General features: G+C 51.3%; 12 protein-coding genes. 6 read left to right on the forward strand and 6 right to left on the reverse strand.

The annotated features are described in order from the left end of the window. Nucleotides 1-3 precede the first annotated feature (3 nt). The 6 genes from KTQ90_RS05755 to KTQ90_RS05780 all read right to left on the reverse strand — a co-directional run bounded on the left by KTQ90_RS05755 (nucleotide 4) and on the right by KTQ90_RS05780 (nucleotide 12,552). The gene (locus KTQ90_RS05755; protein ID WP_254359592.1) at nucleotides 4-1,215 is read right to left on the reverse strand and encodes an efflux RND transporter periplasmic adaptor subunit; all 1,212 of its coding nucleotides are present in this window, start codon (nucleotides 1,213-1,215) and stop codon (nucleotides 4-6) included. Nucleotides 1,216-1,701: 486 nt separating this feature from the next. Beyond that, entirely contained in the window at nucleotides 1,702-4,545 is a 2,844-nt protein-coding gene (locus KTQ90_RS05760) for a calycin-like domain-containing protein (protein ID WP_217317556.1), read from the reverse strand. Nucleotides 4,546-4,848: 303 nt separating this feature from the next. Continuing rightward, nucleotides 4,849-8,151 carry a calycin-like domain-containing protein gene (locus KTQ90_RS05765; protein ID WP_217317557.1) on the reverse strand — a complete coding sequence of 1,101 codons (3,303 nt, stop codon included), beginning with the start codon at nucleotides 8,149-8,151 and terminating at the stop codon, nucleotides 4,849-4,851. Between the two features lie 940 nt (nucleotides 8,152-9,091). Next, entirely contained in the window at nucleotides 9,092-9,847 is a 756-nt protein-coding gene (locus KTQ90_RS05770) for a succinate dehydrogenase/fumarate reductase iron-sulfur subunit (RefSeq protein ID WP_118354848.1), read from the reverse strand. Between the two features lie 5 nt (nucleotides 9,848-9,852). Continuing rightward, nucleotides 9,853-11,835, reverse strand: coding sequence for a fumarate reductase/succinate dehydrogenase flavoprotein subunit (locus KTQ90_RS05775; protein WP_022157665.1), 1,983 nt, complete (start codon nucleotides 11,833-11,835; stop codon nucleotides 9,853-9,855). A gap of 36 nt (nucleotides 11,836-11,871) precedes the next feature. After that, complete coding sequence (locus KTQ90_RS05780; RefSeq protein WP_217317558.1) at nucleotides 11,872-12,552, reverse strand: succinate dehydrogenase/fumarate reductase cytochrome b subunit; 681 nt, start codon at nucleotides 12,550-12,552, stop codon at nucleotides 11,872-11,874. Between the two features lie 1,613 nt (nucleotides 12,553-14,165). Here KTQ90_RS05780 and mnmG point away from each other — a divergent pair. From mnmG to deoC, 6 genes are all read left to right on the forward strand, one after another. Beyond that, entirely contained in the window at nucleotides 14,166-16,037 is a 1,872-nt protein-coding gene (mnmG, locus tag KTQ90_RS05785; RefSeq protein ID WP_217317559.1) for a tRNA uridine-5-carboxymethylaminomethyl(34) synthesis enzyme MnmG, read from the forward strand. 59 nt (nucleotides 16,038-16,096) lie between these two features. Next, entirely contained in the window at nucleotides 16,097-16,627 is a 531-nt protein-coding gene (locus KTQ90_RS05790) for an adenine phosphoribosyltransferase (protein ID WP_217317560.1), read from the forward strand. Between the two features lie 411 nt (nucleotides 16,628-17,038). Next, entirely contained in the window at nucleotides 17,039-18,868 is a 1,830-nt protein-coding gene (uvrC, locus tag KTQ90_RS05795; protein ID WP_217317561.1) for an excinuclease ABC subunit UvrC, read from the forward strand. A gap of 109 nt (nucleotides 18,869-18,977) precedes the next feature. Continuing rightward, complete coding sequence (dtd, locus tag KTQ90_RS05800; protein WP_217317562.1) at nucleotides 18,978-19,430, forward strand: D-aminoacyl-tRNA deacylase; 453 nt, start codon at nucleotides 18,978-18,980, stop codon at nucleotides 19,428-19,430. 114 nt (nucleotides 19,431-19,544) lie between these two features. Then, nucleotides 19,545-19,871 carry a nucleotide pyrophosphohydrolase gene (locus KTQ90_RS05805; RefSeq protein WP_217317563.1) on the forward strand — a complete coding sequence of 109 codons (327 nt, stop codon included), beginning with the start codon at nucleotides 19,545-19,547 and terminating at the stop codon, nucleotides 19,869-19,871. Nucleotides 19,872-19,944: 73 nt separating this feature from the next. Beyond that, the gene (gene deoC / locus KTQ90_RS05810) at nucleotides 19,945-20,883 is read left to right on the forward strand and encodes a deoxyribose-phosphate aldolase (RefSeq protein WP_022157671.1); all 939 of its coding nucleotides are present in this window, start codon (nucleotides 19,945-19,947) and stop codon (nucleotides 20,881-20,883) included. Nucleotides 20,884-20,999 lie beyond the last annotated feature (116 nt).

Consider the following 20,999-nt stretch of genomic DNA (forward strand, 5'->3'; position numbering starts at 1 on the left):
TTATTAATGATTATGGTTATGCGCCGGGATGGCGTTTGCAGCCGAAGCCAATCGTACTTGCACGGCGCCCTTTGTTACGACACGGTCGCCCTGCTTAACACCGGTGAGTATCTCTACACGCTCGCCGTCGCTCTCGCCGAGCGTCACCTCCTGCTTGCGGTAGCCTTCGGCGTCTATCTGCACGTAGACGAAGTGGATGCCCTGCTCCTCGGTAAGGGCGGTGAGGGGCAGCGTGATGACGTTCGGGCGGTCTTGGGTTATGAGGTATATCTCGGCGTAAGAGCCCTGAACGACGTCGCCGGTGTTGTTGAACTCGAAGATGACGGGCAGGTAGGAGTTGTTAACCTCTGCCGAACGTCCGTAAGACTGTATGCGTCCGCCCATCTCGGCGATGTCGTAGAGACGCTTGCTGTAGCTTGTGCGGAACTTGGCGCCGCGTATGCGGTTAAGCTCGTTGAAGCGGCGCTCGGGTATCTCGGCACGCAGATAGAGGTGCTTGTTCTGAGTGATGATGGCGAGCGGCTGACCGGCTTCTACGTAGTCGCCGCCGTTGACGAGACACTGCTTGACGTAGCCGCCGCGCGGCGCCGTAACCACTACTCCACCCTCGCTGCGTGTGCGCTTCATGCCGTTATAGGTTAGCTTGGCTGCTTCGTATTCGGCTTTTGCCACGGCGAGGTCCTTCTCGCTTATTATCTTGTCCTTGATGAGTATCTTGGCACGTGTGTAGTCGCGCTCTGCACGCTCGTAGTCGATGCGAGCACGCTGCACGGGGTCGCCCTCTGCGGTCTGCATGCCGGCTGAGGTGATTGAGAAGAGCGTGGTGCCGGCAGACACCTTCAAGCCTTCGCTCACGTGGTTCTTGTACTGCACGCGTCCGCTGATGGTTGCAACGACAGTGGTCTCGTCGCACGAGGCTGACATCACCTTGCCACTGGTGTGTATAACGCCGTGGAAGGTGCCTGGCTTCACTTCCTCTACCTTCACACCGGCTGCACGGGCTTTCTCCACAGAGAGTATTATCTCGTCGGTGTGGGCGCCCTTTGCCTCGCCGCCGTGTTCTGCTTCTTCGGCAGCGTGGTCGTGATGCTCGGTTTCCTCGGCGTGGTCGTGGTCATAATCGTGGTCGAGATGGTCGTGCGACTGGCCTCCGCAAGCGGCAATGCCCGCCACGAAGACTGCTGATAATAAGTAATAGGATAATCTTCTAAGCATATTTTGTTTGTTGTTAATTACTAAGAGAAAAATAATCGCTAACAAAGTTCGGAAAAAGATTATGCAACCTTGTTGCAAATATTTCAAAAGGAGCAACTTAAGGGGTGCAGTGCCATCCTCAGGGGGTGAAGTGCCATCTTCAAGGGGGGGGGGGGGGTGCAGCTGTCTCAGCTGCACCAACCAAGCCAACAAAGCTATCATCAGGGGGTGCAGCTGTCTCAGCTGCACCAACAAAACAGTTGACATTTTTTGCTCGGTTGGTGCACTTGAGACAAGTGCACCCCCTGAGAGCCTCCTACAATGGTATATACGCAAAGAGGGCATGGCGGAATGCCATGCCCTCTTATGAATTTATTGGTTGGTGCACCGTTTGCTTGGATGGTGCAACGTTAGCTCGGTTGGTGCAATGTTATCTCGGTTGGTGCAACGTTTGCTCGGTTGGTGCACTTGAGACAAGTGCACCCCCTGAGTGCACCCCCTAAAATGTTACTTAACGAGTACCTTCTTAACCTTGCCGTCAGCAGAGCGAACGATGTTCAGACCCTTCTGGAGCTTAGCGAGCTTAACACCGTCAACAGAGAATACCTCGAACTCACCCTCAGCAACTGTTGTTGCGTTGATGCCAGTCGCAGGATCCTTCGTCCAGTCCTTGTCAACAACCTTAACGTAGTTGTATGTAGCACGCGACTTGTCGTTAGCGCCCTCGCCAGTACCCATCTTAACGGTCGGGAGAGTGAAGAGATAGCTCATTGCGCTTGAAGCAATCTTAACCTCGCCGTTTACAACGAAGCCCTGAGCCTTAGAAACCTCTACCAAGAACGGAGCTGTCTCAGCGAACTTGCCAGTGTTGTTGTTTGTAGCAGATGTCTGGAAGTAGCCCTGGAGCATCTGGTCTGCGCTTGTGCGATACAAGTGGAGAGTGTTGTCCCAAGCTGTCGGAACAGCGCCGAGACCGATTACATCCTCGCAGTTGCCAGTACATGTAGACGGGTCGATAGACATAACGATCTTCTGAGTATCCCAATCTACCGGAATCTCCCACTCGAAGCCATTGCCGTCAGCTACGTAGTTCTCCTTGCAGAACGGTTCTGCAGCAGGTGTCTTAACCTCGTAGTTGAACTCGCCACCGTAGTTCTTCTCGCCAGCTTTCATGGTGAATGTCATCATGAATTCGTCGGCTGCGTTATAAGAGATAGAGAACTCGGCTGTTGCAGATGCAGCACCAAGGAATGTAGCAGTAGCCTCGTCAGCAGTAGCGTTGAGAACCATTGCTGGCTCATCTGGAGTTACTTCACCCTCACCCTCTTCTGCGAGCGGCTCCTGACCACCTGGTTCTGTTGTAGGAAGTGTACCAGTGAATACGAGGTCCTGAGTCTTCTCGTTGAGTGTTACGTCCTTAAGAGTGAGCGTGAACTCACCTGTTTCAGTTGCCAAGAACTCTACGTTAGCCTTGTCAGCCTGGAAGAGGTCTGTCTCAGGAGCTGCTGCGTCGTAGATGTGGAGGTTGCTTGTGTAAACCTCTGGCTCTGGCTTTTCTTCCTCGTAGTTGAACTGACCCATATAGCTGAAGTTCTCGCTCTCGATAGCGAACTCCATCTTGACCTCGTCAGCCGAAACCTCTGTGAGTTCGAATGAAGCGTTCATCTCCTCGCCGAAGAAGTTTGTTGTAGCGCCGTCAGACTTAGCCATGATTGTGAGTGGCTCGTCTGCAGCTGCTGTCTCGTCAACGAGTGCCTTACCTACGAAAACGAGGTCGGATGTCTGGTTGAGGAGAGATACGTCCTTAAGAGTGATCTTGTAGGTATCGTCAGAGTACTTGGTGACGTTCACCTGAGCTTCTGTTTCCTCTACAACCGGCTCTTCTCCGTCGTAAATGCGGAGGTTGCTTGTGTATGTCTTGTCAGAAGCCACTGTAGCAGCGTCCGGATTTGTACCGACTACGTAGTTGTATTCAGCGCCCTTGGCTACCATATAGAGCTTCTCTGCGCCGTCTGTATAAACAAGAGCAGTTACGTCGAAATCATCGCCGTCAACGTTGAGACTGCCAGTGTAGGTAGTGCGGTTCTTCTCTGTGTCAACAGTCTTGGTGAAACCAGAAGCTGTGTACTCTGCATCTTCCTGACCAACAATAGCAAGTGTCATGCTGATTGTCTCGTCTGTCATCTCCTTGATAGTAACCTTAGCCTGACCTACTGGTTCAGACACACCGTTAGCAACCATAGAGATAGCGTCTGTGAAGCTCTTCTCCTCCTTAACTGTTGGCTCTGCAGCTACAACATTGAGAGTTGCATCCCAAACGCCACCACCGTCAGAGAGGATGTCGTTTGAACCTCCAGGGAGGATGCAGTTCCAGTCGATCTTGAAGCGGATGCGGTATGTACCCGGCTCTGTAGGAGCTGTGAATGAAGGAGGATTAACGTTGCTACGATCGTCACCAGAAACAGAAGCACCGGTAGAGTTGTAGCCATTGCCATCGTTTACTTTCGGATTAGCAAGTGTAGTATAGAAGCTGTAGGCTACCAAGTCGGTGCCTGCCTGATCCCACTGGCCTTCCTTGTAAGAGAACTCGCCGTCGTTGTCGCGGTCGATGTAGATATAACCGTTCATCCACTGACCTGAGTAGTTGAACGAAGCTGTCAGCTCGCTGCCTGCCTCTACATTGAATACAGACGATGTGTGATCCTCGTAAGCTGCCTTTGAAGCGAATACGTTTACAGTCTGCTTGTCCTTGCCAGTCTGCTGGAGAGAGAAGCTGCTGAGGACACGGTCGTTACGTGAGTGGTAAGCTGTCTTGTCGAAGTTAACAGTGTACTTCTCTTTTGTCTCGCCGCCAGTCTCGCCACCGCCGGTAGAACCACCGCCTCCGAAACCTTCGTCAGTACCGAAGGTGTACTCAAAAGCATAGCCTACAACAGCGTTAAGAGCCAACTTACCCTTGAGAAGGGCGTAAGCCTTTGTCTCGTTGAACTTAACGAGGAGAGACTCACCTTTAAGAGAGAAACCACCAGCAGGAAGAGTTCCATTGGCAGAAACATTAGGGTTGCTTACTTCGATAGTAGTCAAACCGTCAGCGTCTGTTGTGCCTTCTACTCCGTCGCAGCTGAGGTCGCCCCAGTTTTCAAAACCATTCGTGCTGAAGTCGCAGCCACATGCGGTCACATTGTATGTGCCGTCAACGCGCTTTTCAACGGTGAGAGTACCTTCTGGCAAAGACTTCACATAAGGACTACTGCCCAAAGTCAGCTTGAAAGTAAGCTGATCAGTGTAGTCCGTAGCGAATGCCATTACGGTAACCATCAACATCGAAAGAAGAGATAAGATTTTCTTCATACTAAATCCTTTCTTTTTTGTTAATAAATTGTTATTAAATTAAGTGAACTATAATATTCTATATTTTAGTATGTATGCAGCATAGGGTTATCCGAATGCCGGATAATACTTACAATTTGTCTGTTCTTAGTCGTACTTTATATGCAAAGGTAGGAATAATTATCGTTTACACAATAAAAATAACGTTAAAATACTTATGTTTACGACATATTAATACAAAAAAAATCCCGACTCCGTTGCTGGAGTCGGGATTTTTTGTTTATCGGAAAGGGCGTGCGCCCTACCCTATAGTCTTAAAAAAGATTACTTAACGAGTACCTTCTTAACCTTGCCGTCAGCGGTGCGAACGATGTTCAGACCCTTCTGGAGCTTAGCAATCTGTACGCCGTCAACAGTGAAGAGCTGTGCCTCGCCGTTAGCAACCTCAGCGTTGATTGTGCTGATGCCGTCGGTAACCGGCTCTACAACCTCGAGAGTAGCGTCGTAGATACCACCACCGTTGTTGAGGATAGAGTTACCAGTAGCTACGCTACCACCTGCGTCGATGTTATCCCAGTCTACCTTGAAGCGGATGCGGTATGTACCCGGTGTGGTAGGAGCTGTGAATGCAGGCATCGGGTTAACGTTGCAGTTGCTTTCTACAGCCTCGCCCTTAGAGTTCTGATCCTTATAGTAGCTGTAAGATACTACCTCTGTGCCAGTCTGGTCAGCGCCGTCGGCGTTGAATGAGAACTGCTTGTTGTTGTCGAGGTCGATGTATACGTAACCGTGCATCCACTCGCCAACGTAACCGATAGAAGGTGTTACCTCTGAACCTGCCTCAACAGTGAACTTCTGGTCTGTGAGGTCCTCATAACCGTTCATTGTCTTGCCAAACTCGATAGTCTGCTTATCCTTGCCAGTCTGCTGGAGAGAAACAGATGTAGAGTAGCGTGAAACGTGGTTCTGCTTAGCGTCCTTGTCGAAGTTGATAGCGTAGTCTTCAACCGGTGGCTCTGGAGTCTCAACCTTCTCGCCGAATACGATGTCAGCCCAACCGTAAGCAGAGCCGAAGAATACACCGAACTTAACAACAGTCTTGCCTGCGTCCTCGTCCTGAGTACCCTCGAAGTTGCGGATGTCAGACTCGGCGCCTACGATTACACCAAGAGCGTTGTTCTCTGTAGCGCGTACCCATGTACCCTTTGTTGCTTCAGTAGTGAGAATGGTTGTGTAGTCCTCAGAATTCAAAGAAGCCTGTACGCCAGAGATTGCGAAGTCGCCGATAGTGTTACCGTTGATTACAACGTCCTTGAATGTCAACTTAGCGGTAGACGCAGACACCATTGTGATGTCGAGCTTTGCATTCTCGATGTTAACCGGATCAGATTCGCCGAACTTGATGTTAGCCCAGTCGGTGATTGTCTCGGTTGTCGGGATGAAGATTTCCTTGCCGAAGCCGAGTTCATAAGTGTAGTCGGACATGCCACCGAGTACAACTGTGAACTTAGCAGCAAGCTGACCGTTTTCTACCTCGCCGCTCATTGTTACGTCGGCAGCATAGTTTGACCAGTCTCCGCCGGCAGCAATTACGCCAGCAGCATTCTCTGCTGTAAGCTTCAGTACGCCGTCTACTTCCTCGCCGTTAGCCTGGAATACGATCTTGCCTACTGTGCCAGCGTTTGCAAGGTCCATATCAGAGAACTCTGGGAGAGTAACCTCGTACTTGCCCTCGCCCTTAGCGAGAACTGTTACCTCTGCGTTTTCGTAAACCTTGTGGTCGGCGTCGCGAACGATTGTGAGGTCGTTATTGTAAACAACTGCCTTCGGAGTCTCAGGCTCTGTTGTCTCTTTCCAGTCGAGAGAGACTACCTTGATGTATTTGTAGAATGCCTGGCTGAACTTAGGAGACTCACCGCTACCGATGAGGATAGTGTTGCTTGCGAAGAGCTCGTCAAGAACGTAAGGAGCCATCTTAACCTCACCGTTAACCTTCAGACCCTCAGCCTTAGAGATTTCGAACTTAGCGAGGCAATCAGCAACGTCCATGCGACCGGTGTTGTTGTTACCAGCGCCGTCCTTTGCGAAGAAACCAGACATCTGCTTTTCAGACTGCTGGCAGTACCAGTGCATTGTGCGGTATGTGCTTGTCTGGAATGCAGCGAAGCTATCGCCAGTAGTCATAGCAAGGATATCCTTGTCGTTACCACCGTTAGAGAAGTCGATAGAAGCAACGATCTTCTGCTTGTCCCAGTTGATAGTAGCTGTCTTAGAGAAGCCAGTGCCGTCAGCCTGGTAGTTCTCCCAGAGTGTTACGTCCTCAGGCTCAGCCGGAGCTACGTAGTCGGGATCCTCACCGAATGCGAGAGTTGTTCCTTCAGTTGGGATGAGAGTCATGTAAAGCTTCTCTGCCTCATCCTTTGTGTAGCGGAGAGCCTTAACAGCGAAGTTTGTGCCCTGGAAGTTAGTTGTACCAGTGTATGTGATGCGATCCTTCTCGTCTGTACCCTTTACGAGGTCTGTAGACTCAACGTTCATCTCTGAGAAGGCGAGAGACATGCTGATAGTGTTGTCAGACATCTCCTTGAGAGTTACGGTAGCGTCGCCCATTGCGCTCGGAGTACCGTCAGCGAGTGAATAGAGCTTGTCGGCATACTGCTTCTCAAAGGTTACAGTTACCTCAGGCTCTGTCGGCTCTGTCCAGTCCTTGTCAACTACCTTAACGTAGTTGTATGTAGCGTGTGAGAGGATGTTATTGCCCTCACCAGTGCCCATAACTACTGTTGACATAGCGAAGAGGTCTGCAAGCTGCGCTGCAGTGATTCGTGTTGCGCCGTCTACGATGAAGCCATTAGCCTTAGAGATCTCAACCTTGATAGGGTTGCCCTCATCAAACTTGCCAGTGTTGACTGCACCTGCACCGAAGTAGCACTGGAGCTGCTTGTCTGCAGAAGTGCGATACATGTGGAGGTTGCCAGCCCATGATGTGCCGTCTGTACCGAGGCCGATGATGTGCTCGCAGCCAGTTGTACAAGTAGCTGTGCTGATAGACATAACGATCTTCTGTGTATCCCAATCTACTGGGATGCTCCAGTTGAAGTTAGTGCCATCGCCTACGAAGTCAACCTTCTCGAAAGCAGCCGGCTTCTCGTCGCCGCCAGTTGAACCACCGCCAGTAGACTCGAAATCGTTAACACCGAATTCAGCAGAGATAGTAGACTTGTAATAAGTTCCAATCTTTGCCGAGAATTTAGCGTATGCTTTTTCTGCATTGAACTTAGCAAAAAGAACGCCATCTGAAGCCTCTTTCAAGCCAAGAGCACAATTTTCTACTGATGCTGACAAGTTAGAAAGGTCGATAGTTGTAACACCATTCTCTGTGGTACCAGCAACATTGCTGAATGTGTATGTACCATAGTTGTCTGTGTAATTGCCATCAACATTGATGACATCCTTAAATGTCACATTAAATGTGTTGTCGCCATTGTCAGTGATTGTAAGAACTGCATCGTCCGACTCGGTGGAGGGCATACTTCCGAATGTAACGGTGCGATGTCCTGTGTAGTCGGTTGCAAACGCGGTAAGCGTCATCACTAACAAAGCAAGAAGAGATAAGATTTTTTTCATACTAAATCCTTTTCTTTGTTTGTTAATAAATTGTTATTGAATTAAGTTAATTAAAAATTTCTGTTTTAGTAATAATCGGTTTTGCGCGATTTCTTTAGTTTGTTTATTCGGTCTTCTTAGGTCTTTAGATTATGGTTTCTTAGATTGTAGTACGGCGCTATTTTCAGCGCACGTTGTATGGTGCGCAACGCCCTTTTGGCACTACACACTCCATCTTCGGTGCAAATTTAGTAAAAATTTGGATAGTGGCAAAGTATTTTCCACTTTTTTATGTCTTTGAAGCTGAATAGGTTGGCTTAAAGGGCGCATCGATTGAGCTTTACACCTTATTATTATATTAAAGGGCAGACAGAGTATGTTCTGTTACAAAACTTCTGTAGGCGAAAATATCTACCATATCTCCCAGCAACGGCGCAACGTGCACATTATGAACGGAATAAGGGCTGGCAGATTCTCCTCTGAGCGGGTTATCTCCCAGCCTATCTACCAGCCTATCTACCAGCCATATTACAGCTTGAATGGATTAAAAGCGGATTTTGATTGAATGGATTAATAACGGATTTTGATTGAATGGATTAATAACGGATTTTGATTGAATGAATTAACAACGGATTAAACGGATTGAACGGATTCGTTGGCTGCGTAATATTAACAACGGATTAAACGGATTAAACGGATTCTGTTGCTTACAAAAATCAGATGTTGCTTGCGGCGGAGGCCGGAGACCTCCGCTACGGATAACGACATCCGTTTAATCCGCTGTTCAACATACGCACCCAAAATCCGTTTAATCCGATTAATCCGTTGTTAAATATACGCACCAAAAATCCGCTTAATCCGTTGTTAAACACAACATCATAAATTCGTTGTTCATAAAAAGAAAGCGGTGCGGGCTGCATAGCACCCCGTACCGCTTATAGTATTAATCAACGAGTTATAATTAATCAGCGAGCTTTGCCTTGATGAACTCGCGGTTGAGGCGAGCGATGTTGGCGATAGACTCGTTCTTCGGGCACTCAGCCTCGCAAGCGCGAGTGTTGGTGCAGTTGCCGAAGCCGAGCTCCTCCATCTTGGCGATCATTGCCTTTGCGCGCTTAGCAGCCTCCGGGCGGCCCTGCGGCAGGAGAGCGAGCTGGCTCACCTTAGAGCTTACGAAGAGCATTGCCGAGCCGTTCTTACATGCAGCTACGCAGCAACCGCAGCCGATACATGTAGCGCAGTCCATTGCCTCGTCAGCGTCTTCCTTCGGGATGAGGATGGCGTTAGCGTCCTGCGGCTGACCGGTGCGAACGCTTACATAGCCACCTGCCTGCATGATCTTGTCGAAAGCTGTGCGGTCTACCATGCAGTCCTTGATTACGGGGAACGCTGCTGAGCGCCACGGCTCAACGGTGATTACGTCGCCGTCGTTGAACTTACGCATGTAGAGCTGGCATGTGGTAGCGCCCTGGTTCGGTCCGTGTGGGTGACCGTTGATGTAGAGTGAGCACATACCGCAGATGCCCTCGCGGCAGTCGTGGTCGAATACGAAAGGCTCGTTGCCTTCCTCGATGAGCTGCTCGTTAAGGATGTCGAGCATCTCAAGGAATGAGGTATCCGTAGGGATATCCTTCATCTCGCGTGTGTCGAAGTGGCCCTTGTCCTGAGGACCGTTCTGACGCCAATATTTCAGTGTGAATGATATGTTTGCCATAATTTTTATTAGTTCTTATAGTTACGTGTCTGTACCTTGATTGCCTCGTATTCGAGCGGTTCCTTGATGAGTTCAGGAGCGGTTTCGTCGTTGCCCTTGTACTCCCAGCAGCCTACGTAGAAGAAGTGCTCGTCGTCGCGCTTTGCCTCGCCCTCTTCTGTCTGGTGCTCCTCGCGGAAGTGACCACCGCAAGACTCCTCGCGTGAGAGTGCGTCGTGTGCGATGAGCTCACCCATGAGGATGAAGTCGCGGAGGTGGATAGCCTTGTCGAGCTCTACGTTCAGACCTTCCTTCTTGCCTGGGATGAAGAGGTTGGTGTTGAACTCGTTGCGGAGCTTCTTGATGAGCTTGATGCCTTCCTCGAGACCCTCCTTTGTACGACCCATGCCTACGTGCTCCCAGAGGATGTGGCCGAGCTCCTTGTGGATAGAGTCTACAGAGCGCTTGCCCTTGATGTTCATGAGGCGGTCGATTTCTGCCTGAACGCCCTTTTCTGCCTCTGCGAACTCGGGGAGGTCTACAGAGAGGTGCGGCCAGATAGCCTGGTCGGCGAGGTAGTTCTGGATGGTGTACGGCAGTACGAAGTAGCCGTCTGCGAGACCCTGCATGAGGGCTGATGCGCCGAGGCGGTTAGCGCCGTGGTCAGAGAAGTTGCACTCGCCGATTGCGAACAGACCGGTGATAGAGGTCTGGAGCTCGTAGTCTACCCAGATACCGCCCATTGTGTAGTGGATAGCCGGATAGATCATCATCGGGTTGTAGTACTTCACGCCGTTGATTTCGTTTGCAAGCTCGCCCGGGTTTACGTCGGTGATCTCCTCGTACATGTCGAAGAGGTTGCCGTAGCGCTGGCGGATCACGTCGATGCCGAGGCGGTTGATTGACTCAGAGAAGTCGAGGAATACGGCGAGGCCGGTGTTGTTTACGCCGAAGCCCTTGTCGCAACGCTCCTTGGCTGCGCGCGAAGCAACGTCACGCGGAACGAGGTTGCCGAATGCCGGATAGCGACGCTCCAAGTAGTAGTCGCGGTCTTCCTCCGGAATGTCCGAGCCCTTCTTTGTGCCTGCCTGGAGAGCCTTTGCGTCTTCGAGCTTCTTCGGCACCCAGATGCGGCCGTCGTTACGCAGCGACTCTGACATAAGTGTGAGCTTCGACTGCTTGTCGCCGTGTACGGGGATACATGTCGGGTGGATCTGTACGTAGCAAGGGTTAGCGAAGTAAGCGCCCTTACGGTAGCACTGAACGGCTGCTGTACAGTTGCAACCCATAGCGTTTGTAGAGAGGAAGTATGCGTTGCCGTAACCGCCGGTAGCGATTACTACGGCGTTAGCCGAGAAGCGCTCGAGCTTGCCGGTAATGAGGTTCTTAGCGATGATACCGCGTGCGCGGCCGTCTACGATTACTACGTCTTCCATCTCGTAGCGTGTGTAGAGCTGTACGCGGCCCGTGCTCACCTGCTTAGAGAGTGCTGAGTAGGCACCGAGGAGGAGCTGCTGGCCGGTCTGACCCTTAGCGTAGAATGTACGTGACACCTGAGCACCACCGAACGAACGGTTGGCGAGCATGCCGCCGTACTCGCGTGCGAATGGTACGCCCTGGGCTACGCACTGGTCGATGATGTCGTTTGACACCTCTGCCAGACGGTATACGTTAGCCTCGCGTGCACGGTAGTCGCCGCCCTTCACTGTGTCGTAGAACAGACGGTATACTGAGTCGCCGTCGTTCTGATAGTTCTTAGCTGCGTTGATACCGCCCTGAGCGGCGATAGAGTGAGCGCGACGCGGTGAGTCCTGGATGCAGAAGTTTAAAACGCGGAAACCCATCTCGCCGAGGCTGGCTGCTGCAGAAGCTCCTGCAAGACCTGTACCTACAACGATGATGTCGAGCTTGAGTTTGTTCTTGGGGTTCACCAGACGCTGGTGAGCTTTATAGTTGGTCCACTTCTCGGCCACTGGGCCTTCAGGGATTCTTGAATTAATTGTCTTAGCCATAATATGAATTATGAATTTTGATTTTTGAATTTTGAATTAGCAGCAGAGGCTCGGTGCGCAACCAAGGGCGAACAATACTACTACTACGAGGAAGCCGAGGACGAGCAGGGTTGAGTAAACCTGGCTGATCACCTTCCAACGGTTGAACCATACCTTGCCGTTCCAGCCGAATGTCTGCATTGCGCTCCAGATACCATGTGAGAGGTGGAACCAGAGGGCTACGAGCCATACGATGTAGAGCACTACGAATACTGGGTTCTGGAAGGTCTCCTTGATCCACTCGAAACCGTCTGCCGGACCATGGATGCCCTCGAAACCGAGAAGCTCTGCGAACATCATGTTGTACCAGAAGTTGAAGAGGTGGAGCAACAGACCGAGCACTACGATGATACCCAGAACGAGCATGTTCTGCGATGCCCACTCAACGCTCTTAGGCTTTGCTGTAACCTCGTAACGAGAATTGCCACGGGCTGCGCGGTTCTGCATCGTGAGCCAGAAGGCGTAAACGAAGTGGAGAACGCAGAGGGCTGCAAGACCGATTGTTGCTACTACGGCATACCAGTTGGCGCCAAGGAACTCACAAATCATGTTGTAACCTTCTCCTGAGAAGAGAGCGACAACATTCATTGACATGTGGAATGTCAGGAATAGAACAAGTGCGACGCCGGTGATGGCCATCACTACCTTTCTACCGATTGATGAATTGATTAACCACATAAATGATTTGAAATTTAAATTATTAAATGATAAAATTATTGATATTTTATGGTTCGTCAAAGGGGCGTTGCGGAGGGCTTTCCGTTAGTAGTCGTGGGGCGCTCGGAGGGGGTCTGCGTATAGTTTTTTAGGGTGTCTCTTCGCGCGTATACTATTTAATAGGTAGAGCCACATCGTTTCAAGTTGCAAAAATACTGAAAATTGATGATAAATCAAATTATTTCACATCAAAAATCGATTTTATTTCTTAATTTTGCGAACATAAAAGGATGCACGGCGTAAACCCACTGTGTATTGCAGCGCAATCTTCACGGTTTACTTCCTCACACCAAGTCGTCGGACAGCGGACGGAATCCGATCGGGCGGCGGACGGAATCCGACCGGACGGCGGACGGAATCTGATCGGACGGCGAACGGTATCCGATCGGGCGGCGAACGGTATCCAGCAGGGGGTGCAGCTGTCTCAGCTGCACCAACAAAGCAGACAGGCACGTTCGCTCGGTTGGTGCACTTCTTACTCGGTTGGTGCGCTTATTGTTCGGTTGGTGCACTTATTGTTCGGTTGGTGCACTTGAGACAAGTGCACCCCCTAAGAGGCACCAACATCTGTGTAGATCTGTGAAATCTGTGGGACCACATCCCAAGCAAGAGTGAGTTCCATGGGAGCAGCTCAGGGGGTGCAGCAGTCTCAGCTGCACCAACAAAGCAGACAGGCACATTAGATCGGTTGGCGCACTTCTTACTCGGTTGGTGCACTTGAGACAAGTGCACCCCCTAAGAGGCACCAACATCTGTGTAGATCTGTGAAATCCGTGGGACTCATCCTAAGCAAGAGTGAGTTCCGTGGGAGCTGCTATAGGGGGTGCAGCTGTCTCAGCTGCACCAACCGAGCAAGCGGAGAGAGTATTCCCACAGAATACGCGGAACACACAGAACCGTCTGGCGGAGATGTGCCGCCCACAGATAGGCACAGATGCTCACAGATTAGGAAGGTATGGCATCCCTGTCATACCCACGCCACCAACCGAGCAAACGACTAATACGGGCAGTGCTAATCGTAGGAGGCTACGGCATTCCTGCCGTAGCCATAGCAACATGACATACAGTTCATCACGACAGCTTGCTATGCCTACGAAAAACATCTCCCACAGATTGCACAGAACTCACAGAAAGGCAGGGTGCGAAACTGCTCACAGAACCCACTCTTGCTGCGGCGGAGGCCGGAGACCTCCGCTACTGACTAAGCGCACACAAAACTTCTGCGAATTCTGAATTCGGGGAGAAACACGCTCTAACATTCTGTGTAGATCCGATTCTGTGGGACTACATCCCAAGCAAGAGATTCTGTGAATTCCGTGAATTCCGTGGGACTACATCCTAAGCAAGAGTGAGTTCCGTGGAGCTGCTATAGGGGGTGCAGCTGTCTCAGCTGCACCAACAAAGCAGACAGGCACATTCGCTCGGTTGGTGCACTTCTTACTCGGTTGGTGCACTTGAGACAAGTGCACCCCCTAAGAGGCACCAACATCTGTGTAGATCTGTGAAATCCGTGGGAGAATATCCACAGCAGAAACATCCACAGCAAAAAACAACAGCAAACAACGCAACAATATATGATTTTGAAATACGACGTAATCGTCATCGGAGGCGGACACGCCGGATGCGAGGCGGCAGCAGCCGCAGCACGCATGGGCGCAAAGACATGCCTCGTGACGATGGACATGAACAAACTGGCGCAGATGAGCTGCAACCCCGCCGTCGGCGGAATAGCAAAAGGACAGATAGTGCGCGAGATTGACGCACTCGGCGGCAAGATGGGACTCGTCACCGACGCCACATCAATACAGTTCCGCATGCTCAACCGCGGAAAGGGACCGGCAGTATGGAGCCCGAGAGCGCAATGCGACCGCGGCAAGTTCATCTGGGAATGGCGCACACAACTCGACCACACCGACAACCTCGACATCTGGCAGGACGAAGCCTGCGAGCTGATCGTAGAGAACGGCGAGGCGGTGGGCGTAGAGACGGTGTGGGGCGTCACGCTCAGAGCAAAGGCAGTAGTGATAACAGCCGGAACATTCCTCAACGGACTCATGCACGTGGGCAAGCGTAAGGTGCCAGGAGGCAGATGCGCAGAGCCTGCGGTGCTCCACTTCACCGAGAGCATCACTCGACACGGCATAACAGCAGCACGAATGAAGACCGGCACACCGGTGCGCATCGACCGCCGCTCCGTTCACTTCGAGGATATGGAGGAGCAGCCGGGCGAGACCGACTATCACGGATTCTCTTATATGACGGCGCCAAGACATCTCGAACAGTTGCCCTGCTGGACGACATACACCAATAAGGAGGTGCACGACACGCTGCGCGCAGCCATCGCCGACTCCCCACTCTACAACGGACAGATACAGTCTACCGGACCGCGCTACTGCCCGTCAATCGAGACGAAGCTCATGACCTTCCCCGACAAGAACCAGCATCCGCTGTTCCTGGAGCCGGAGGGCGAGGACACAAACGAGATGTACCTTAATGGTTTCTCGTCGTCGATGCCGATGGAGGTGCAGCTCGAGGCGCTGAAGAAGATACCGGCGTTCCGCGACATACGCGTCTACCGACCGGGCTACGCCATAGAGTACGACTACTTCGACCCTACACAACTGAAGCCGTCGTTGGAATCGAAGATCGTCAGCGGATTGTTCTTCGCCGGACAGGTGAACGGAACGACGGGCTACGAGGAGGCGGGCGGACAAGGACTGATGGCGGGCGTGAACGCAGCGCTCTATTGCGGCGGCTCCGACCCGTTCGTCCTGAAACGCGACGAGGCGTATATCGGCGTTCTCATCGACGACCTCACCACTAAGGGCGTTGACGAACCGTACCGTATGTTCACCTCGCGCGCCGAGTACCGCATTCTGCTGCGCCAGGACAACGCCGACGCTCGTCTTACGGAGAAAGCGTACAATCTGGGCATAGCTTCGCGCGAACGCTACGACCACTGGCTGAAGAAGAAGACGGAGATAGAGCGCATCGTGCGCTACTGCGATCAGACGAACGTGAAACCGCGCGACATAAACGATGCACTCGAACGTTTCGGAACAACACCGATGCAGTTCGGCACCACTATATCGAACCTTGTAGCACGACCGCAACTGAGCTTAGAGCAGCTTGCCTCGGCTATCCCTACCCTACAGGAGGCGCTGCAGACCAACGACGCACGACAGGCGGAGATAGTAGAAGCGGCGGAGATTCTGATAAAGTACAAGGGATACATCGAACGCGAACGACTCGTGGCTGAGAAGATGCACCGACTGGAGGACATACACATAAAGGGTCACTTCAACTACGCAGAGCTACACGAGATTTCTACCGAAGGCAGACAGAAGCTAACTCGCATCAATCCCGAAACACTCGGACAGGCATCGCGCATCCCCGGCGTCTCGCCCAGCGACATCAACGTGCTCTTGGTGCTAATGAAACGATAAGAGTCGCTTCGTTTCACGTGAAACTATTGAATAAACAAACAACAATTAAATATCTGAAAATGAACAACAAACTATTGCTTGACAATCTGCGTTGCATACCAGATTGGCCAAAGAAGGGAGTTAACTTCCGTGACGTCACTACTCTATTCAAGAACAACGAGTGTCTGCAGGAAATCTGCGACGAGATGTACGATCTGTACAAGGACAAGGGCATCACCAAAATCGTAGGCATCGAGTCGCGCGGCTTCGTTATGTCGTCTGCTCTCGCCCTGCGTCTCGGCGCTGGCGTTGTACTCTGCCGCAAGCCGGGCAAGCTGCCTTGCGACACAGTACAGGAAAGCTACGCTAAGGAGTATGGCAAGGACACCATCGAGATTCACAAGGATGCTATCGGTGAAGACGACGTTATTTTGCTGCACGACGACCTCCTCGCCACAGGCGGAACCATGAAGGCTGCATGCAACCTCGTTAAGAAGTTCCATCCGAAGAAGGTTTACGCCAACTTCATCATCGAACTCGTTAACGAAGGACTCAATGGTCGCGAAGGTTTCGACGAAGACATCGAGATAACATCGCTCATCAAGATTTAAACCCAAGGGATGCACTCTCTGAGAGCTGCGCCAACAAGCAAAACAGCACTCTAAAGGGGGGTGCAGCTGTCTCAGCTGCACCAACCAAACTATTAGAAACCTCCATTGATTGGTGCACTTTCTACTTGGTTGGTGCACTTGAGACAAGTGCACCCCCTGAGAGCTGCACCAACAAGCAAAACAGCATTCTAAAGGGGGTGCAGCTGTCTCAGCTGCACCAACAAAGCAATATGTGAGCCCCTACTTGATTGGCGCACTCCTACTTGTTTGGTGCACTTGAGACAAGTGCACCCCCTGAGAGCTGCACCAACAATACAAGAATACACTACTAAAGGCTATGGCATGCGCCATAGCCTTTTAAGTTCCACGTGAAACAAAACAAAGCAAAACACTTAGTTTCAAGCAAGTTATATGACAAAGGAAGAAAACGAAAAGCGCATCGAACGGTTGAAGAACATCGTGCTTAACATGCCGGATAAACCTGGCAGCTACCAGTTCTACGATGCCGAACACACCATCATATATGTAGGCAAGGCGAAACGCTTGAAGCAGCGTGTGTCGAGCTATTTTCATAAAGAGGTGGACAGGTTCAAGACCAAGGTGCTTGTGTCGAAGATTGAGGACATAAGCTATACGGTGGTGAACACGGAGGAGGACGCCCTGCTCCTCGAAAACAGTCTTATAAAGAAGTACAACCCACGCTACAACGTGCTGCTGAAGGACGGCAAGACGTATCCGAGCATCTGCATCACGAACGAGTATCTGCCGCGTGTGTTCAAGACGCGACAGGTGAACAAGCGGTTCGGCACGTTCTTCGGTCCCTACTCTCACACAGGCAGCATGTTCGCCGTGCTCGAACTGATTCATAAACTCTACAAACCGCGCACATGCCGACAGATAATCACGAAGGAGGGCATCGAACAGGGCAAGTACAAGCCGTGCCTGGAGTATCACATTCACAACTGCAAGGCGCCGTGCTGCGGAAAGCAGTCGTTGGAGGACTATCAGGCGTCTATCGCTCAGGCTCGCGAGATTCTGAAAGGAAACACACGCGAGCTTTCTAAGCATGTTTTCGAGCAGATGCAGCAGAAAGCCGCCGAACTGAAGTTTGAAGAGGCGGAAGAACTGAAGCAGAAGTACCTGCTTATAGAGAGTTTCTGCGCCAAGAGCGAAGTTGTGAGCCATACCATCGCCGACGTGGATGTGTTCACTATTGTGGACGACGAGGCTAACCGCACGGCGTTCATCAACTATATACACGTTAAGAATGGCGCCGTAAACCAGAGTTTCACGTTCGAATACAAGCGCAAGCTCGATGAAACCGACCAGGAGTTGCTGCTTACTGCGATTCCAGAGATCAGGGAGAGGTTCAAGAGCAAGGCGAAGGAGATTATTGTGCCGTTCGAGATGGAGTGGACGCTGAACGATGCGCAGTTCTTCGTGCCGCAACGCGGCGACAAGAAACATCTGCTGGAGTTGGGCGAGATGAACTGCAAGCAGTATAAGTTCGATCGCTTGAAGCAGACCGAAAAGCTCAATCCAGAACAGAAGCAGACGCGCCTTATGAAGGAATTGCAGCAGAAACTGCAGCTCGAAAAACTGCCTTATCATATAGAATGCTTCGACAACTCGAACATATCGGGTACGGATGCAGTGGCTGGCTGCGTGGTGTTCAAGGGCATGAAACCGTCGAAGAAGGACTATCGCAAGTATAATATCAAGACCGTCGTGGGACCTGACGACTATGCTTCGATGCAGGAAGTGGTTAGACGCCGTTATTCGCGCATGATTGAGGAGAACGCTGCCCTGCCCGACCTGATTATTACCGACGGTGGATTGGGACAGATGAGTGTCGTGAGAGAGGTTGTGGAGGGCGAATTAGGGCTTAATATCCCTATCGCCGGACTCGCAAAGGACAATCGCCACCGCACCAACGAACTGCTCTACGGCAATCCGCCGCAGACCATCGCGCTGAAGACAAACTCCGAACTGTTCCATGTTCTGACGCAGATACAGGACGAGGTGCACCGCTATGCTATACAGTTCCACCGCGACAAGCGATCGAAGCACGCCCTGCACAGCGAATTGGACGACATAAAGGGAATCGGTCCGGCAACACGCGACGCTCTTCTGAAGGCGTTCAAGAGCCTGAAACGCATACGTGAGGCAAGCGTGGAGGAGCTTACAGAAGTGATTGGCGCAGCAAAAGCAAAGCTTATAGCAGAGCATTTCGATAAATAATTGCAGATTTCAAGTATTTGTATTAACTTTGTAGAAGATAATTTCATAGTTTTGCAGAGCTGGAAACGCCCTGCGAACGATAACAATACTACCCTATCAGAGACAAGAAATGAGAACAGTAATACAGCGCGTGCAGCACGCATCAGTAACCATTGACGGCAACATCAAATCATCTATCGGTAACGGACTCCTTCTGCTACTCGGCGTGGAGGAAGCCGACACGTCTGAGGACGTAGACTGGCTCGTGAAGAAGGTGGCAGCACTACGCATCTTCGACGACGAGAACGGCGTAATGAACCGTTCGCTCGTAGATGTGGAGGGCGAGGCGTTGGTGGTTAGCCAGTTTACGCTCTACGCTTCATACAAAAAGGGCAACCGACCATCATGGTTCCGCGCGGCTCGTCACGAGATATCCGTGCCGCTCTACGAGGAATTCTGCCGCAAACTGAGCGATGCAATCGGCAAGCAGGTGGGAACGGGCGAATTTGGAGCAGACATGAAGGTAGAGCTTTTGAACGACGGACCAGTAACCATCTGCATGGACACGAAGAACAAGGAATAGGCTATTAAGAATTCCGTATTTGTTTCATCGCGACATTCGCCATTTTGCTTGTATATTCACTATACATGAAGCTTATGGGACAGTCGTTGGAGATATAACATCACATATAACGATATGACAATAAAAGAAGCACAAGAGGCTGTAGACCGTTGGATAAAGGAGTACGGCGTGCGCTATTTCTCAGAACTGACCAACATGGCTTGCCTCACAGAAGAGGTGGGCGAACTGGCTCGCATCATGGCTCGTCGCTACGGCGACCAGAGCTTCAAGGAGGGCGAATCGCACGATCCGTCCGAAGAAATGGCGGATATTTTGTGGGTTCTTATCTGCCTGGCTAATCAGACTGGCGTAGACCTCACGGATGCGCTGCAGAAGAGCTTCGAGAAAAAGACCAAACGCGACAAGGATCGCCACAAGAACAACCCCAAGCTAAAGCAATAAAACAACCTCTACCCAAGGCTTAGAAAGGCTTAGTAATTAGAAAAGAACAACAAACCAAAACATATTAACAACAATGGGAATCATTAAAGACGTTATCCTCCACGACCAGGAGGCAAATAAGCAGGAGCCGAGCAAGTACGACGAGGCTCTCGCAAAGTACAACACCGACCTCGACGACAACGCTGTTCGCGAGGCTGTACGCAAGATTATCGCTGAGAAGGTGCCGCAGAACGACACAGAGGAAGTGAAAAAGTTCCTCTTCGGCAGCATCGAGCTCACTACCCTCAAGACCACCGACTCTGAGACAAGCGTACTCGCCTTTACAGAGCGCGTGAACGACTTCGACAACGAGTATCCCGAACTGCCCCACGTGGCTACCATCTGCGTATATCCGTGCTTCGCAAAGACCGTTGCAGAGTCTTTGGAGGTAGACGGCGTAGAGATTGCCTGCGTTAGCGGCTCGTTCCCTTCTTCTCAGGCTCGTATCGAGGTGAAGGTGGCAGAAGCATCGCTCGCTGTGGCTGACGGCGCTACAGAGATTGATATCGTGATGCCGGTTGGCAAGTTCCTCTCGGGCGACTATGAGGGTGTTTGCGACGAGATTTCGGAGCAGAAGGCAGCTTGCGGCGAGGACGTAGCCATGAAGGTTATCCTCGAGACTGGCGCTATCAAGACCGCTTCTAACATCAAGAAGGCGTCTATCCTCGCCATGTACGCTGGTGCCGACTACATCAAGACTTCTACCGGTAAGTTGGAGCCTGCCGCTACTCCGGAGGCTGCATACGTTATGTGCCAGGCTATCAAGGAATACTACGATGAAACGGGCATACAGATAGGTTTCAAGCCCGCTGGCGGCATCAATACCGTTATGGATGCCATCACCTACTACACCATCGTCAAGGAGGTTCTGGGCGAAAAGTGGCTCACCAACAAGTGGTTCCGCCTCGGCACATCACGCCTCGCAAACATGCTCCTCAGCGAGCTGAAGGGCGAGCAGATCAAGTTCTTCTAAAGCTTGCATTGAGAGCTAAGCCTCACTAAGAAGCTAAACCCCACTAAGAAGCTAAGCCTCACTAAGAAACTAAGCCTCACTAAGCCTTCTTAGGCCTTCCTATGCCAAGGGCGTAG

Source organism: Leyella stercorea (genome assembly GCF_019052365.1).
Lineage (GTDB): Bacteria > Bacteroidota > Bacteroidia > Bacteroidales > Bacteroidaceae > Prevotella.